The organism is Streptomyces sp. CB01635, from assembly GCF_002803065.1.
Taxonomy (GTDB): domain Bacteria; phylum Actinomycetota; class Actinomycetes; order Streptomycetales; family Streptomycetaceae; genus Streptomyces.
In genome coordinates, this window is sequence record NZ_NNBL01000019.1 from 79,719 (window position 1) to 93,839 (window position 14,121).

General features: G+C 68.1%; 16 protein-coding genes. 8 read left to right on the forward strand and 8 right to left on the reverse strand.

From position 1 onward, the window contains the following. The first annotated feature begins 36 nt into the window (after positions 1–36). Together CG723_RS33145 and CG723_RS33150 are read left to right on the forward strand one after the other, a co-directional pair. Complete coding sequence (locus CG723_RS33145; RefSeq protein ID WP_100597194.1) at positions 37–570, forward strand: DUF2269 domain-containing protein; 534 nt, start codon at positions 37–39, stop codon at positions 568–570. Between the two features lie 5 nt (positions 571–575). Then, positions 576–1,442 carry a GNAT family N-acetyltransferase gene (locus CG723_RS33150; RefSeq protein ID WP_100597195.1) on the forward strand — a complete coding sequence of 289 codons (867 nt, stop codon included), beginning with the start codon at positions 576–578 and terminating at the stop codon, positions 1,440–1,442. A 112-nt stretch (positions 1,443–1,554) separates the two neighbouring features. On the opposite strand, the gene CG723_RS33155 is transcribed toward CG723_RS33150, so the two are convergent. Together CG723_RS33155 and CG723_RS33160 are read right to left on the reverse strand one after the other, a co-directional pair. Beyond that, the gene (locus CG723_RS33155; protein ID WP_100597196.1) at positions 1,555–1,977 is read right to left on the reverse strand and encodes a GlcG/HbpS family heme-binding protein; all 423 of its coding nucleotides are present in this window, start codon (positions 1,975–1,977) and stop codon (positions 1,555–1,557) included. 92 nt (positions 1,978–2,069) lie between these two features. Next, positions 2,070–3,284, reverse strand: coding sequence for an MFS transporter (locus tag CG723_RS33160; RefSeq protein ID WP_100597197.1), 1,215 nt, complete (start codon positions 3,282–3,284; stop codon positions 2,070–2,072). Positions 3,285–3,425: 141 nt separating this feature from the next. Here CG723_RS33160 and CG723_RS33165 point away from each other — a divergent pair, with 141 nt between their 5' ends. Together CG723_RS33165 and CG723_RS33170 are read left to right on the forward strand one after the other, a co-directional pair. After that, the gene (locus CG723_RS33165; RefSeq protein ID WP_100597198.1) at positions 3,426–3,884 is read left to right on the forward strand and encodes a MarR family winged helix-turn-helix transcriptional regulator; all 459 of its coding nucleotides are present in this window, start codon (positions 3,426–3,428) and stop codon (positions 3,882–3,884) included. An 87-nt stretch (positions 3,885–3,971) separates the two neighbouring features. After that, complete coding sequence (locus tag CG723_RS33170) at positions 3,972–4,424, forward strand: GNAT family N-acetyltransferase (protein ID WP_100597199.1); 453 nt, start codon at positions 3,972–3,974, stop codon at positions 4,422–4,424. A gap of 120 nt (positions 4,425–4,544) precedes the next feature. Here CG723_RS33170 and CG723_RS33175 read toward each other — a convergent pair whose 3' ends face one another. Both CG723_RS33175 and dnaB read right to left on the reverse strand, forming a co-directional pair. After that, a complete protein-coding gene (locus CG723_RS33175) occupies positions 4,545–5,930 on the reverse strand; it encodes a serine hydrolase domain-containing protein (RefSeq protein WP_100597200.1) in 1,386 nt (461 codons plus the stop codon). A gap of 112 nt (positions 5,931–6,042) precedes the next feature. Then, the gene (dnaB, locus tag CG723_RS33180; protein ID WP_100597201.1) at positions 6,043–7,518 is read right to left on the reverse strand and encodes a replicative DNA helicase; all 1,476 of its coding nucleotides are present in this window, start codon (positions 7,516–7,518) and stop codon (positions 6,043–6,045) included. A gap of 458 nt (positions 7,519–7,976) precedes the next feature. Here dnaB and CG723_RS33185 point away from each other — a divergent pair, with 458 nt between their 5' ends. Further along, complete coding sequence (locus CG723_RS33185) at positions 7,977–9,314, forward strand: MATE family efflux transporter (RefSeq protein ID WP_100597272.1); 1,338 nt, start codon at positions 7,977–7,979, stop codon at positions 9,312–9,314. Between the two features lie 95 nt (positions 9,315–9,409). On the opposite strand, the gene rplI is transcribed toward CG723_RS33185, so the two are convergent. The 4 genes from rplI to rpsF form a co-directional block, all read right to left on the reverse strand. Beyond that, entirely contained in the window at positions 9,410–9,856 is a 447-nt protein-coding gene (gene rplI / locus CG723_RS33190) for a 50S ribosomal protein L9 (RefSeq protein WP_100597202.1), read from the reverse strand. Between the two features lie 18 nt (positions 9,857–9,874). Further along, positions 9,875–10,111: a 30S ribosomal protein S18 gene (gene rpsR / locus CG723_RS33195; protein ID WP_003949403.1), complete on the reverse strand. Its 237-nt coding sequence runs from the start codon at positions 10,109–10,111 to the stop codon at positions 9,875–9,877. Positions 10,112–10,169: 58 nt separating this feature from the next. After that, the gene (locus CG723_RS33200) at positions 10,170–10,772 is read right to left on the reverse strand and encodes a single-stranded DNA-binding protein (protein ID WP_100597203.1); all 603 of its coding nucleotides are present in this window, start codon (positions 10,770–10,772) and stop codon (positions 10,170–10,172) included. A 75-nt stretch (positions 10,773–10,847) separates the two neighbouring features. Further along, entirely contained in the window at positions 10,848–11,138 is a 291-nt protein-coding gene (gene rpsF / locus CG723_RS33205) for a 30S ribosomal protein S6 (protein ID WP_052578287.1), read from the reverse strand. Positions 11,139–11,403: 265 nt separating this feature from the next. Here rpsF and CG723_RS33210 point away from each other — a divergent pair, with 265 nt between their 5' ends. The 3 genes from CG723_RS33210 to CG723_RS33220 all read left to right on the forward strand — a co-directional run bounded on the left by CG723_RS33210 (position 11,404) and on the right by CG723_RS33220 (position 14,107). Beyond that, complete coding sequence (locus CG723_RS33210) at positions 11,404–11,718, forward strand: hypothetical protein (protein WP_100597204.1); 315 nt, start codon at positions 11,404–11,406, stop codon at positions 11,716–11,718. Positions 11,719–11,834: 116 nt separating this feature from the next. Further along, a complete protein-coding gene (femX, locus tag CG723_RS33215; protein ID WP_100597205.1) occupies positions 11,835–12,956 on the forward strand; it encodes a peptidoglycan bridge formation glycyltransferase FemX in 1,122 nt (373 codons plus the stop codon). 119 nt (positions 12,957–13,075) lie between these two features. After that, on the forward strand, positions 13,076–14,107 hold the full coding sequence (locus CG723_RS33220; RefSeq protein WP_100597206.1) for an alanine racemase: 1,032 nt from the start codon (positions 13,076–13,078) through the stop codon (positions 14,105–14,107). The last annotated feature ends 14 nt before the right edge of the window (positions 14,108–14,121 follow it).

Consider the following 14,121-nt stretch of genomic DNA (forward strand, 5'->3'; position numbering starts at 1 on the left):
CGCCCTCGAGGGGGCACTCCCGGCACGGTGTTTCACGTGAAACTACGCCGTCCCGCTCGCCGGGCCACCCTCGTCGTCCATGTGACGTCCTCCGCTTGCTGGCTGGGGCTCACACTCGGCCTGCTCGCGCTCGCCGTCACGGCGATCACCGCGGGTTCCGACCCGATGGTCGAGGCCGCCTGCCGCGCGATGAAGGTCTTCACGGACTGGCTGGTGATCCCGCTCGCTCTGCTCACTCTGCTGAGCGGCCTGCTGCTGTCGCTGGGCACCCCCTGGGGCCTCGCCCGGCACCGCTGGGTCTATGCCAAGTTCTGGCTCACGCTCGCCACAACCGCCGCCTCGATCTTCGCGTTGCGTCCCGGCGTCAACGCCGCGGTCGCGACGGTCATGGCAGGTGCTCCGCTGCCTCGGCCGAGCGATCTGGTAGCCGGCCCCATCGTCTCCCTGACCGCCTATCTCTTCATGACGGTGATCTCGGTGCTCAAGCCATGGGGACTGACGCGACGTGGCCGAAAGCAGCATGCTGCCCGCAAAGCGGTGGACGCGGACCGGCCGCGTCAGTCAGCCTGACCTGCGTGTCGACACCTCTCCTCTCCGATCTGCCCATCCGCCGGCTCACCCCGCGCGACCTCACAGCGTGCGCCGATCTCTCCGAGGACCGCGGCTGGCCCCGCGAGGAACACAAGTGGGGCCTGTTGCTCTCGGCCGGCACCGGCTACGGCATCGACGACCCCGACGGGGGCCTGGTGAGCGCCTGCGTGGTGACCGACTACGGCCCGCCGAGCCGGCCCGCGCTGAGCGCCATCGGCATGGTGCTCGTCGCCGAACGCCACGCCCGCCGCGGCATCGGCCGCCGCCTCATGCAGTACGTCGCCGAGCAGGCGGACACCACACCGCTCACCCTGCACGCGACCCCGTACGGTCGCCCGCTCTACGAAGGGCTGGGCTTCAAGGTCATCGGGCGTGCGGAGATGGTGCGGGGACACTTCACCCCCGGTGGACGGACGCCGTCCGTGGCCACACGCGCCGCGACCGCTGAGGATCTCTCGGCCATGCTTCACCTGGACGCAGAGGTCTTCGGCCTCGACCGCACCCACGTCCTGACCCGCCTCCCTGCTTTCGCAGACCAGTTGCGCGTGGCCGAGGACGGAGGCGAACTCATCGGCTTCGCGGCCGCCTGGCCCAACATGGACACCCATGTCATCGGCCCGCTGATCGCCCGCGACACCGAGACGGCGAAGGCTCTCGTCACCTCACTCGCCGCCGGTACGGATCGCCCCCTGCGTACCGACATCGACGTGCGACATGAGGAACTGCTGGCGTGGATGAAGGCACGGGGGGTGGAGTCCCAGGCCTTCAACGCCGTGATGACCTACGGCGCCCCCGAACTCCCCGGCGACTGGACGCGCCGTTTCGCGCCCCTGACGGTCGCAGCGGGCTGACCAGACCGGGCAGCGCATGTGATGAAGTCCGCCCCTGAACACCGTGGGATCACGGCGTCCAGGGGCGGACTTCTGTGTGGGGAGGCGCGTCGCGCTCAGGCCTCGTTGAACGTCAGACGAGCTCTGCCACGGCTGCCGTGGCGAACCCGTGGTCCTGCTCCGGTGCGCCGCCGCCGACACCGACCGCGCCGATGAGGTGACCGTCGCGGTGGACGGGGATGCCGCCCGCGATGAAGAGCAACGGCCGGTCCAAGGCGGTGGGCAGGCTGTGGAACGGACCGTCCGGCTTGACCAGCTCGACGAGGTCCGCGGTCGGGGCATTGAGCTGGAGGGCGGTGTACGCCTTGCGCGTGCTGGTCTCGCCTGAGATCAGCACGGCCCGGTCGTCGCGCCGGAAGGCGAGCAGGTGTCCGCCGGCGTCGAGGACGGTGACGCTGACGTTCACTCCGGCGGACTCGGCCGCACGACGGGCGGCGGTCACGAGGATCTCCGCGTCCTGGATGGTCAGCGGTGCGACAGCCGTGGTGGTGCTCATGAAGGGTTTCTCCTTGCGGGGATCTGCGATGGAACGGGTGCGGGGACGACGCCGGCCCCGGGGGTGGGGGTGAGTGAGGGTCTGAGGGCCGCTCAGCTGTGAGCGGGTTCCGCCTGCCGGGTACGTTCGGGAGTCGCGCTTGCGACGACCGGGTTCGAGGCCTTGGACTGGCGCTCAAGGCCGGCGGACACAACGGCCAGGACGAGTGCGGCGGCGGCGAGGACAGCGCCGACCCAGTTGGGGGCCGTGTAGCCGAGGCCGGCCGCGATGACGATGCCGCCGAGCCAGGCCGAGAGAGCGTTGCCGAGGTTGAAGGCGCCGATGTTGACCGCGGAGGCCAGCGTGGGGGCGCCGTGGGCCTGGTCGAGGACCCGCTTCTGCAGCGGCGGCACCGTGGCGAACCCGAGAGCGCCGATCAGCGCGATCGAGATCGCCGCCAGGACCTTGTTGTGGGCGGTCAGCGTGAACAGAGCCAGCACGACGGCCAACCCGCTCAGTGCGACGTACAGCATCGGCATCAGCTTGCGGTCGGCGAACTTGCCGCCGATCAGGTTGCCGGCGACCATGCCGAGGCCGAACAGGACGAGGAGCCAGGTCACCGACGTGTCGGCGTAACCGGCGACGTTCGTCATCATCGGTGCGATGTAAGTGATGGCGGCGAAGACTCCTCCGAACCCGAGCACGGTCATGGCCATCGCCAGCAGGACCTGGACGTTCTTGAAGGCGGCGAGTTCGTGCCGCAGGTGGACGCCTTCGGCCTTGGGCATGTCGGGGACGAGCTTGGCGATGCCGAGCAGTCCGACGACTCCGAGCGCCGCAACGGCCACGAAGGTGACGCGCCAGCCGACGCTCTGGCCGATGAGCGTGCCCAGGGGCACGCCGACGACGTTGGCGACGGTCAGGCCGGTGAACATCATGGCGATGGCTCCGGCCTTCTTCTCGGGGGCGACCAGCTCGGCCGCGACGACTGCGCCGATTCCGAAGAAGGCGCCGTGCGCGAGTGAGGCGACCACGCGGCCGATCACCATGACGAGGAAGACAGGCGCCACCGCGGAGAGCACGTTGCCCAGGATGAACAGGCCCATCAAGAGCAGCAGCATCCGCTTGCGCGAGATGCGGGTGCCCAGAATCGTCATGAGGGGGGCACCGAACATGACGCCGAGGGCGTAGCCGGTGACCAAAAATCCGGCCGTGGGGATGGAGACGCCGAAGTCACCCGCGACCTCGGGGAGCAGCCCCATGATCACGAATTCCGTGGTTCCGATCCCGAAGGCCCCGATCGCGAGAGCCAGAAGCGCGAGAGGCATAGGGTTCACCTTCCCAGACTGTTGCAGATGCGCTTTGCGTGCGTTCACAATACTTGCAGACGCGCACTACTTGCAAGCGCCGACAATTTCACGTGTGGACTATCCTGGGTTCAGCCGCTTCGGGACGGAGGAACTAGAGCCATGACCGCCACAGACCCCGCACTCATCGCCCTGGCCCAGGGCTGGTGCGCCCTCTCCCTGCTCCACGGGAAGATCGAGACCCACATCGAGCGCGCCCTGCAGGCCAAGCACGACCTGAGCGTGCGGGAGTACTCGCTGCTCGATGTCCTCAGCCGCCAGCACGACGGTGAAGGCGGTCACCTGCAGATGAAGCAGGTCGCGGACGCCGTTGTCCTCAGCCAGAGCGCCACCACGCGCCTGGTGACGCGTCTGGAGGACCGCGGTCTGCTCGCCCGCTACCTCTGCCCCACCGACCGTCGCGGCATCTACACGGACGTGAGCGAGACGGGGCTGGCTCTGCTCGCCGATGCGCGGCCCACCAATGACACCGCCCTGCGCGAGGCACTCGACGAGGCGGCCAGGAACCCCGAACTCGCCCCCCTCGTCCGCGCGGTGGAAGCCGTACGCGTCCCCGCCTGAGACGTCACCTCGAAAGGCCGGGGGACGCCCGGCGCCGGGCGGTCGCGGTCCAGGACTGACGACACCATGGCCGCGTAGGCTGCGGCCATGGGAGATCTTGAGATACGGCCTGCCGTGGCCGCCGACATCCCGGCCATCGTGGAGATGCTGGCGGACGACCCCCTGGGCGCCCGCCGCGAGTCCCCGGACGACCTCACGCCATACCTGGAGGCGCACGCGCGCATCGCCGGGGACCCCAACCAGCACTTGGCCGTCGCCGTGCGCGAGGGGCGCACTGTCGGGACCCTTCAGCTCACCGTCATCCCCGGGCTCTCCCGGAAGGGCTCCACGCGCTCGATCATCGAGGGCGTCCGCATCCACGCGGACGAGCGTGGCAGCGGGCTCGGCACGTTGCTCATCGAGTGGGCCGTGGATGAATCCCGCCGTCAGAACTGCCAGTTGGTGCAGCTGACCTCCGACGCCACCCGGACCGACGCCCATCGCTTCTACGAGCGACTGGGTTTCGAGGCCTCACATGTGGGCTTCAAGCTCCAGCTCTGACAACGCCGAGGGGCCGGGTGGTCGTCTGTTTCACGTGAAACAGACGACCACCCGGCCCTTTCAGCGTCCCGACCAGGAACCAGGCCGGACGGGAGCGATCCTGACTGGGAACAAGACCGGCTAGGACCCGGGAAGTCCTCGCCAGCCCTCCGGGTCCACGCCGCCGGGGACCGGCGCCCCCTTCTCGTACGGCTCACGCGTGAAGACGAACGATCCGAGATCGAGATGGCTCACCGACCCGTCGGTCCGGCGCTCGACGCGCAAGAGTTCCCCCGCGTAGTAGCCGTCCAGCCCGGTCCAGGTGCCGTCGCCGTTCGGGCGGAATCGCGAGTCCCGCGCCCCACCCGTCAACGGTCCGAGCGAGACTCCCCCGTCGGCCGTCAGCCGCAGCACCGTGCTCTGCGTACCCCAGTACCAGGGCCCGGCGAGCTCCAGCACCGTCGCATCGACGTCCGGCAGGGGCCGCCACGGCTCGGGGATGCGCGGCTCGGCCTCGGCGACGATACGGAGAAGGTCCGTGCTGACCGTCGATGCGGGCACGCCCGACGTGCAGTTGGCGAGCGTGACCGCGGCCAGACCTTCCTCCTCGCTCAGCCACAGCCCCGCCACAAACCCGGGCAGCGAACCACCGTGCCCGGCCAGCACCCGCCCATTCCTCCGTGCCAGCTGAAGACCGAGGCCGTACGAGGAGTCCCAGTCCCCCGACAGCGTGGGCGCGGCCGGCGTGCGCATCTCGCGTACAGACTGCGTACTCAGAACCCGGTCGTCGCCCTCCATCAGGAACACGGCGAACCGCCCCAAGTCCGCTGCCGTCGACCAGAGTTGTCCGGCAGGAGCCATCAGACCCAGATCCTCCGCGGGCTCCGGCATCATCACATCGGCCCAGGGATGCACGGCCCAGCCACCGGCATGCGGGGCCTGCGGCTGCCCACTCGTCCGGTCCAGACCGAGCGGCTCCAGGACCTCGCGACGCAGGACGTCCTCCCACGGAGCACCGCGCAACGCCTCGACCAGCGAACCCAGCAACGTGTAGCCGGGGTTGGAGTAGTGATGCTGCTTGCCGACCGGGTGCCTGAACGGCTTCTCGCCCAGCACATCGGCGAGCTCGGGACGCAGCGAGGACGACGAACGCTCCCACCAAGGACCAGGAGTCTCGGCCGCCAACCCACTGGTGTGCGCCAGAAGTTCGGCGATGGTGACCTGGCCGGCGCCGGTGCCCGGCAGATGCTTCTCCAACGGGTCCCCGAGGTCGAGCACACCCTCGTCCCGCAGCCTCAGCACCAGCACGGCCGTGAACGTCTTGGTGATCGAGCCGATCCGGTACTGCACGTGCTCGTCCGGAGCATGCCCGTCCACACAGGTACGCCCGCCGCTCCACACCAGCTCACCGTCGCGAACGACCGCGGCCACCAGCGAAGGGGAACGGCCTTCCGCCTGAGCGGTGGCAATGTGATGCAAGAGGGCTCGGCGCGTCGTGGGCAACAGCTCTTCAGGGGATGACGTCATGCCCCAAGTCCACCCTGCCGGCCGCCGGACGTCGACCGCTTTTAGGCCGACAGCTCCAGGTCGCACGTCCATGCCGAGCGGTTGCGGTCGTGCGGGAGCGGGTCGTACGGGATCAGGTCTGCGCCATGTCCACGAAGCGCGAGTAATGACCCTGGAAGGCGACCGTGATCGTTGCCGTCGGACCGTTACGGTGCTTGCCCACGATGATGTCCGCCTCGCCGGCGCGGGGTGACTCCTTCTCGTAGGCGTCCTCACGGTGCAGCAGGATCACCATGTCCGCGTCCTGCTCGATCGAGCCTGATTCACGCAGGTCGGACACCATCGGCTTCTTGTCCGTGCGCTGCTCGGGGCCACGGTTCAGCTGGGAGAGCGCGATGACCGGCACTTCCAGCTCCTTGGCTAGCAGCTTCAGGTTTCGTGACATGTCCGAGACCTCCTGCTGACGGCTCTCGGAGCGCTTCGAACCACCGGCCTGCATCAGCTGCAGATAGTCGATGATCACGAGCTTGATGTCATTGCGCTGCTTGAGACGACGACACTTCGCGCGGATCTCCATCATCGACAGGTTCGGCGAGTCGTCGATGTAGAGCGGCGCCGCCGAGACCTCGGGCATCCGGCGCGCGAGCCGGGTCCAGTCCTCGTCCGTCATGGTGCCGGAGCGCATGTGGTGCAGCGCGACCCGCGCCTCCGCGGACAGCAGACGCATCGCGATCTCGTTCCGGCCCATTTCCAGGGAGAAGATGACGCTGGGCAGGTTGTGCTTGATCGACGCGGCCCGGGCGAAGTCGAGCGCCAGCGTGGACTTACCCATGGCGGGACGGGCGGCGATGACGATCATCTGGCCGGGGTGCAGGCCGTTCGTCAGGGAGTCGAAGTCGGTGAACCCGGTGGGCACACCGGTCATCTCGCCGCTGCGGGAGCCGATCGCCTCGATCTCGTCGAGCGCGCCCTCCATGATGTCGCCGAGCGGGAGGTAGTCCTCGCTGGTGCGCTGCTCGGTGACCGCGTAGATCTCGGCCTGCGCACTGTTCACGATCTCGTCGACGTCGCCGTCGGCCGCGTATCCCATCTGCGTGATGCGCGTGCCCGCCTCGACGAGCCTGCGCAGGACCGCACGCTCATGGACGATCTCGGCGTAGTACTCGGCGTTCGCCGCCGTCGGAACCGTCTGGACGAGGGTGTGCAGATACGATGCGCCACCGACCTTGGTGATCTCGCCACGCTTGGTGAGCTCGGCCGCGACCGTGATCGGGTCGGCCGGCTCACCCTTCGCATACAGGTCGAGAACCGCGGTGAAAATCGTTTCGTGCGCGGGGCGGTAGAAGTCGTGGCCCTTGATCACCTCGACGACGTCGGCGATCGCGTCCTTCGACAGGAGCATGCCGCCGAGGACGGACTGCTCGGCATCGAGGTCCTGGGGCGGAACCCGCTCGAAGGACGGAGCTCCGTCGTCCCAGCCGCCGTCGCCACCGCGGTCGTGCTGCTCCCCGCGCCCCCGCCCGCCACTGCCACGCTGGCGGGAGGCAGGCAGACGGTCACTGGGACCGCTGTCGGCCCAGGGGTCGTCCAAAGGCTCGGAGATACTCACCGGGCCACCTCCTCCAGTCCGCCGGGCGGACCTCGCCGTGCCCTCTTTCTTACGGCACGACACTGACAAATATGGGGACCCGACTCCGGTTCTGACGCGTCGGTTCATGACGTTTCCGAGGCCTGAAATCGTGGCGGGCGCCGCACCACGGTAGGCCCCTCGGCACCTTCAGCCAATCTGGTTATCCACAGGCGGTGTGGATGAAGGGCCTCTCGCTGTGGAGAACTCCGCAAAACCTGTGCACGACACGGTGGACAGCCCTGTGAACAAGCCCTCATGAGACGTGCAGAAACGTGTCTGACCTGCGACGTTCCCGTCCACCGGCTGTGCAGGAAAAATACTTTCCCGGTCAGTCCAAGATCGCTGTAAACGGTGCGTGACGCCACGCCCGAGAGGCGCAGAAGTAAGGACTAAAAGGCGGTTGCATCTCTTACCTGTGGAAGATTACATTGGTGCTCATGACACAGGCTCCCGCGGCGACCAAGACCGCCCGGCGTCGGCATGACCGCGAGATCGTCGCGCTGGCCGTCCCCGCCTTCGGCGCGCTCGTCGCCGAGCCTCTTTTCGTGATGGCCGACAGCGCCATCGTCGGCCATCTGGGCACCGCCCAGCTGGCCGGTCTCGCTGTCGCCTCGTCGCTCCTGATGACCGCCGTCAGCGTCTTCGTCTTTCTGGCTTACGCGACCACGGCCGCGGTGGCCCGCCGCGTCGGCGCCGGAGATCTGCAGTCCGCGATCCGTCAGGGCATGGACGGGATCTGGCTCGCGCTCCTGCTCGGCGCCGCGGTCATCGCCATTGTCCTTCCCACCGCTCCCGCGCTCGTCGAGCTCTTCGGTGCCTCGCACACCGCGGCGCCCTACGCGATCACCTATCTGCGGATCTCCTCGCTCGGCATCCCCGCGATGCTCGTCGTCCTCGCCGCGACAGGAGTCCTGCGTGGCCTCCAGGACACCAAGACCCCGCTCTATGTCGCGGTCGGAGGCTTCGTCGCCAACGGCGCGCTCAACGCGGGGCTCGTCTACGGCGCCGGCCTGGGCATCGCAGGATCCGCCTGGGGCACCGTCATCGCCCAGGTCGCCATGGCCGCCGTCTATCTTTTCGTCGTCGTACGCGGGGCCCGTCGTCACGGAGCTTCCCTGCGTCCCGACACCGCCGGGATACGAGCCTGCGCCCAGGCAGGCGTGCCGCTGCTGGTCCGCACCCTCTCGCTGCGCGCCATCCTCATGATCGCCACCGCCGTTGCGGCCCGGCTCGGCGACGCGGACATTGCCGCGCACCAGATCATCATCTCCCTGTGGAGCCTGCTGGCCTTCGCCCTCGACGCCATCGCCATCGCGGGCCAGGCCATCATCGGGCGCTACCTCGGAGCGGATGACGCCCAGGGCGCACAAGATGCCTGCCGCCGCATGGTGCAGTGGGGCATCGCCGCGGGAGTCGTCCTCGGACTCCTGGTGATCGTCTCGCGACCGCTCTTCATTCCACTGTTCACGAATGATCAGGTGGTGCAGAGCGTGGCACTGCCCGCTCTCCTGATGGTCGCGCTGTCCCAGCCCATCTGCGGCATCGTCTTCGTTCTCGACGGGGTCCTGATGGGAGCGGGTGACGGTCCGTATCTCGCCTGGGCGATGCTCGCGACCCTGGCGGTCTTCACGCCGGTTGCCCTGCTGGTGCCGGTCTTCGGCGGAGGGCTCACCGCGCTGTGGGGCGCGATGACTTTGATGATGACCGTGCGGATGGTGACCCTGTGGCTGCGTTCGCGCTCGGGCCGTTGGATCGTCACGGGCGCCACGCGCTGACCCGGTTTCACGTGAAACGGTGACCGTGAAACGCGTTGGGCCGCACCCCGAGGGGTGCGGCCCAACGTTTGCTTCAGCTCTGCCAAGCGCAGTGCTTAGGCGGAGACGACCTCGACGCTGACCTTGGCGGCAACCTCGGGGTGCAGACGCACGGACGTCTCGTGGGCGCCCAGCGTCTTGATCGGCGAGCCCAGCTCGACGCGGCGCTTGTCGATCTTCGGACCACCGGCAGCCTCGATCGCCGAAGCGACGTCGGCCGGGGTGACGGAACCGAAGAGACGACCGGCGTCGCCGGAGCGGACGGCCAGGCGGACCTTGACACCCTCGAGGCGGGCCTTGATCTCGTTGGCCTGCTCGATGGTCGCGATCTCGTGGATCTTGCGGGCGCGGCGGATCTGCGCCACGTCCTGCTCGCCACCCTTGGTCCAGCGGATCGCGAAACCACGCGGGACCAGGTAGTTGCGGGCGTACCCGTCCTTGACGTCGACGACGTCACCGGCGGTGCCGAGGCCAGAGACCTCGTGGGTCAGGATGATCTTCATTCTTCAGTCACCCTTTCCTTATCGCGCGGTGGACGTGTAGGGCAGCAGCGCCATCTCACGGCTGTTCTTCACGGCCGTGGCGACGTCACGCTGGTGCTGCGTGCAGTTGCCGGTCACGCGGCGGGCACGGATCTTGCCGCGGTCGGAAATGAACTTCCGCAGCATGTTCGTGTCCTTGTAGTCCACGTACGTGACCTTGTCCTTGCAGAAAGCGCAGACCTTCTTCTTAGGCTTGCGCACAGGCGGCTTCGCCATGGTGTTTCTCCTGTGTGATCAAGAAGTGTGGGTACGGCCCACCTCTTGGCCCTGAGGCCTAGAAGGGGGGCTCGTCCGAGTAGCCGCCGCCGGAGGAGGAACCGCCGGAGCTTCCGCCCCAGCCGCCTCCGCCGCCCTGCTGGCCGCCGCTGGCCGGCGCACCGGTCGCCCAGGGGTCGTCGGCGGGAGCACCGCCGCCGCCACCCTGCTGCTGACCGCCACCGGAGCCACCGCCCCAGTTGCCGCCGCCCTGCTGGCCGCTGCCACCGCCGCCGTATCCGCCCTGGCCACCGCGACCGGTGGTCTTGGTGACCTTGGCCGTGGCGTTCTTCAGGCTGGCGCCGACTTCCTCGACGTCCAGCTCGTAGACCGTGCGCTTGACGCCCTCACGGTCCTCGTAGGACCGCTGCTTCAGCCGGCCCTGCACGATGACGCGCATGCCTCGCTGGAGCGACTCCGCGACGTTCTCCGCCGCCTGACGCCAGACCGAGCAGGTGAGGAACAGGCCTTCGCCGTCCTTCCACTCATTGGTCTGCTTGTCGAAGATGCGGGGAGTGGACGCGACACGGAACTTCGCGACCGCCGCACCGGAAGGGGTGAAGCGCAGCTCGGGGTCGTCGACAAGATTGCCTACGACCGTGATGACGGTCTCGCCTGCCATGGGGGAACCTCTCGGCGGGTTTGCTGCTGGCTGCTTGCTGCTACTCGAAACCCGAGTGCCGCTGAGCTAGGAAGCTCAGTGGGTCTCGGGACGGAGGACCTTGGTCCGGAGGACCGACTCGTTCAGGTTCATCTGGCGGTCGAGCTCCTTGACGACCGCAGGCTCGGCCTGCAGGTCGATGACCGAGTAGATGCCCTCGGGCTTCTTCTTGATCTCGTACGAGAGACGACGACGGCCCCAGGTGTCGACCTTCTCAACCTTTCCGTTGGCCTCGCGGACAACGGAGAGGAAGTTCTCGATCAGCGGGGAGACAGCGCGCTCCTCGAGATCGGGGTCGAGGATGACCATCACTTCGTAGTGACGCATGTGGAACCCACCTCCTTTGGACTCAGCGGCCACGGTCGTTCCGTGGCAGGAGGGTCGTGATGCGTACGCAACGGTATCGGCGACCACTGACAATCGGGCCCCGCTGGCGGGGATCCCTGGTCAGGGCGTGAGCAGACACCGGTGCAGACGGTACAGACTACCCGCACCACGGCTTCCGGTTGAAATCCGACCGCGGGAGGGCACAATCTGTACACATCGGGTGTGTATGGCGCTACGATGCGCCGCCTTCCGCAGGAGGTGCCACATGGCACAGGCAATGCGACCCAACACCGCGACATCTCTCCTCGCCACGGACGGGAAGCCCCATCCCCTCCAGGACTCGCTGGTCGCGGTGGCGATGGTTCTCGGGGCGATCGCCATCATCTCTTCGCTCTTCAGCAGCCTCCACCTGCTCAGCTCCTGGGCGGGGCTGATCGGCGTCCTGACCGCCGCATACGGCCAGTTCATCTCGGTGACGACGCGTGAGCGCTTCGGTCTCATCCTGGGCCTCGGCGCCTCCGCGATCGGCCTCTTCATCGGCATGGCCCACGGGGGTCTGTTCGGCGGTGTCATCGGCTGACGGCCCGCGAAGCTCCCATAGGCCCATTCGGGGCGCTCCCAGGGCGCAGTAGGCTTCGGCGCGAGAGCCGGAGCCCTTGTACCCATGGGGACACACCAGCCCGAGGAGCGCCCCGAATGAGCCTGACCCTGAGGACCATCAGCCGAGAGCAGCATCTGGCATACATCCAGAGTCTGCCCTCGGCTAGCCACATGCAGGTCCCGGCATGGGCTGATGTGAAGGCGGAGTGGCGCTCCGAGAGCCTGGGATGGTTCGACGAGCGGAACGGCGAGATGGTCGGCGCGGGCCTGGTCCTGTACCGGCAGCTGCCCAAGATCAAGCGCTATCTCGCCTATCTCCCCGAGGGCCCGGTCATCAACTGGTTCGCTCCGAACCTCGACGACTGGATGCGTCCGATGCTGGCGCACCTCAAGCAGCAGGGCGCCTTCTCCGTGAAGATGGGCCCGCCGGTGATCATCCGGCGCTGGGAGGCCACATCGATCAAGAGGGGCATCCAGGACCCGGACGTCAAGCGCCTGCGCGACATCGAGGCCGACTTCATCGAGCCGCGCGCCTTCGAGGTCGCCGACAAGCTGCGCCGCATGGGCTGGCAGCAGGGCGAGGACGGCGGCGCCGGCTTCGGCGACGTACAGCCCCGCTACGTCTTCCAGGTGCCTCTGGCCAACCGCTCCCTCGAGGACGTGCACAAGGCCTTCAACCAGCTGTGGCGCCGCAACATCAAGAAGGCCGAGAAGGCCGGCGTCGAGGTCGTCCAGGGCGGCTACCAGGACCTCGCCGAGTGGCAGCGTCTCTACGAGATCACGGCTGTGCGCGACCACTTCCGGCCGCGCCCGCTGTCGTACTTCCAGCGCATGTGGACGGCCCTCAACAGTGAGGACCCCAACCGCATGCGGCTGTACTTCGCCCGCCACAACGGGGTGAACCTGTCGGCGGCGACAATGCTGGTGGTCGGGGGGCACGTCTGGTACTCCTACGGAGCTTCCGACAACATCGGCCGTGAGGTCAGGCCCTCGAACGCGATGCAGTGGCGGATGCTCCGTGACGCCTACGCGCTCGGCGCGACGGCCTACGACCTGCGCGGCATCAGCGACTCGCTCGACGAATCGGACCACCTCTTCGGTCTGATCCAGTTCAAGGTGGGCACCGGTGGGCAGGCTGCCGAGTACCTCGGCGAGTGGGACTTCCCGCTCAACAAGCTGCTGCACAAGGCCCTCGACATCTACATGTCGCGGCGCTGAGCCCCTCCCGGTCAGCCCGGCCCACACGGCCCGGGCGGACCCTGCACAATTCATGTAGCTCCAAAGCTTCTTCATACCTCTGATACACCGCAGCCACGAGAAAGGTTCCGGGACCGGCCATGGCGCTCACGCTCTACGTCGACACCGCGCGCTGGCGGGCACACCACAAGCACGTGCTCGAGCAGTTTCCGGGGATAGTCCCCGTCTGCAAGGGCAACGGCTACGGCTTCGGCCATGAACGGCTCGCGGACGAGGCCACCCGCTTCGGCTCGGACGTCCTCGCCGTCGGCACGACCTACGAAGCCGCCCGGATCAAGGACTGGTTCAGCGGTGACCTGCTGGTCCTGACCCCGTTCCGGCGGGGCGAGGAGCCCGTGCCGCTGCCCGACCGTGTGATCCGCTCCGTCTCCTCCGTCGACGGCGTGCACGGCCTCGTCGGCGCCCGTGTCGTCGTCGAGGTGATGTCCTCGATGAAGCGGCACGGCGTGAGCGAGCAGGAACTGCCCCAGCTCCACGCCGCCATAGAGGACGTCCGGCTCGAGGGCTTCGCGATCCACCTGCCCCTGGACCGCACCGACGGCTCCGACGCCGTCGAGGAGGTCATCGGCTGGATGGACCGTCTGCGCGCGGCCAGGCTGCCGCTGCACACGATGTTCGTCAGCCACCTCAAGGCCCAGGAACTCGCCCGCCTTCAGCAGCAGTTCCCGCAGACCCGGTTCCGGGCGCGCATCGGAACGCGGCTCTGGCTGGGCGACCACGACGCTACCGAGTACCGCGGCGCGATCCTGGACGTGACCCGCGTCGCCAAGGGTGACCGCTTCGGTTACCGCCAGCAGAAGGTCGCCTCCGACGGCTGGCTCGTGGTCGTCGCCGGCGGTACGTCGCACGGCGTGGGCCTGGAGGCTCCCAAGGCGCTGCACGGCGTCATGCCGCGCGCCAAGGGCGTCGCCCGCGCGGGCCTCGCGACCGTCAACCGGAACCTGTCGCCGTTCGTCTGGGGCGGCAAGCAGCGCTGGTTCGCGGAGCCCCCGCACATGCAGGTCTCGATCCTCTTCGTGCCGTCCGACGCCCCCGAACCCCGGGTGGGCGAGGAGCTGGTGGCCCATCTGCGGCACACCACCACGCAGTTCGACCGGATCCTCGACCGCTGACCCAGGCTTGAACA

What these genes read in the sequence shown, in the direction of transcription:
- CG723_RS33155 (WP_100597196.1), bottom strand. Translation starts at nt 1,977, where the DNA reads ATGAGCACCACCACGGCTGTCGCACCGCTGACCATCCAGGACGCGGAG.
- CG723_RS33160 (WP_100597197.1), bottom strand. Translation starts at nt 3,284, where the DNA reads ATGCCTCTCGCGCTTCTGGCTCTCGCGATCGGGGCCTTCGGGATCGGA.
- CG723_RS33165 (WP_100597198.1), top strand. Translation starts at nt 3,426, where the DNA reads ATGACCGCCACAGACCCCGCACTCATCGCCCTGGCCCAGGGCTGGTGC.
- CG723_RS33170 (WP_100597199.1), top strand. Translation starts at nt 3,972, where the DNA reads ATGGGAGATCTTGAGATACGGCCTGCCGTGGCCGCCGACATCCCGGCC.
- CG723_RS33175 (WP_100597200.1), bottom strand. Translation starts at nt 5,930, where the DNA reads ATGACGTCATCCCCTGAAGAGCTGTTGCCCACGACGCGCCGAGCCCTC.
- CG723_RS33185 (WP_100597272.1), top strand. Translation starts at nt 7,977, where the DNA reads ATGACACAGGCTCCCGCGGCGACCAAGACCGCCCGGCGTCGGCATGAC.
- rplI (WP_100597202.1), bottom strand. Translation starts at nt 9,856, where the DNA reads ATGAAGATCATCCTGACCCACGAGGTCTCTGGCCTCGGCACCGCCGGT.
- rpsR (WP_003949403.1), bottom strand. Translation starts at nt 10,111, where the DNA reads ATGGCGAAGCCGCCTGTGCGCAAGCCTAAGAAGAAGGTCTGCGCTTTC.
- CG723_RS33200 (WP_100597203.1), bottom strand. Translation starts at nt 10,772, where the DNA reads ATGGCAGGCGAGACCGTCATCACGGTCGTAGGCAATCTTGTCGACGAC.
- rpsF (WP_052578287.1), bottom strand. Translation starts at nt 11,138, where the DNA reads ATGCGTCACTACGAAGTGATGGTCATCCTCGACCCCGATCTCGAGGAG.
- CG723_RS33210 (WP_100597204.1), top strand. Translation starts at nt 11,404, where the DNA reads ATGGCACAGGCAATGCGACCCAACACCGCGACATCTCTCCTCGCCACG.
- femX (WP_100597205.1), top strand. Translation starts at nt 11,835, where the DNA reads ATGAGCCTGACCCTGAGGACCATCAGCCGAGAGCAGCATCTGGCATAC.
- CG723_RS33220 (WP_100597206.1), top strand. Translation starts at nt 13,076, where the DNA reads ATGGCGCTCACGCTCTACGTCGACACCGCGCGCTGGCGGGCACACCAC.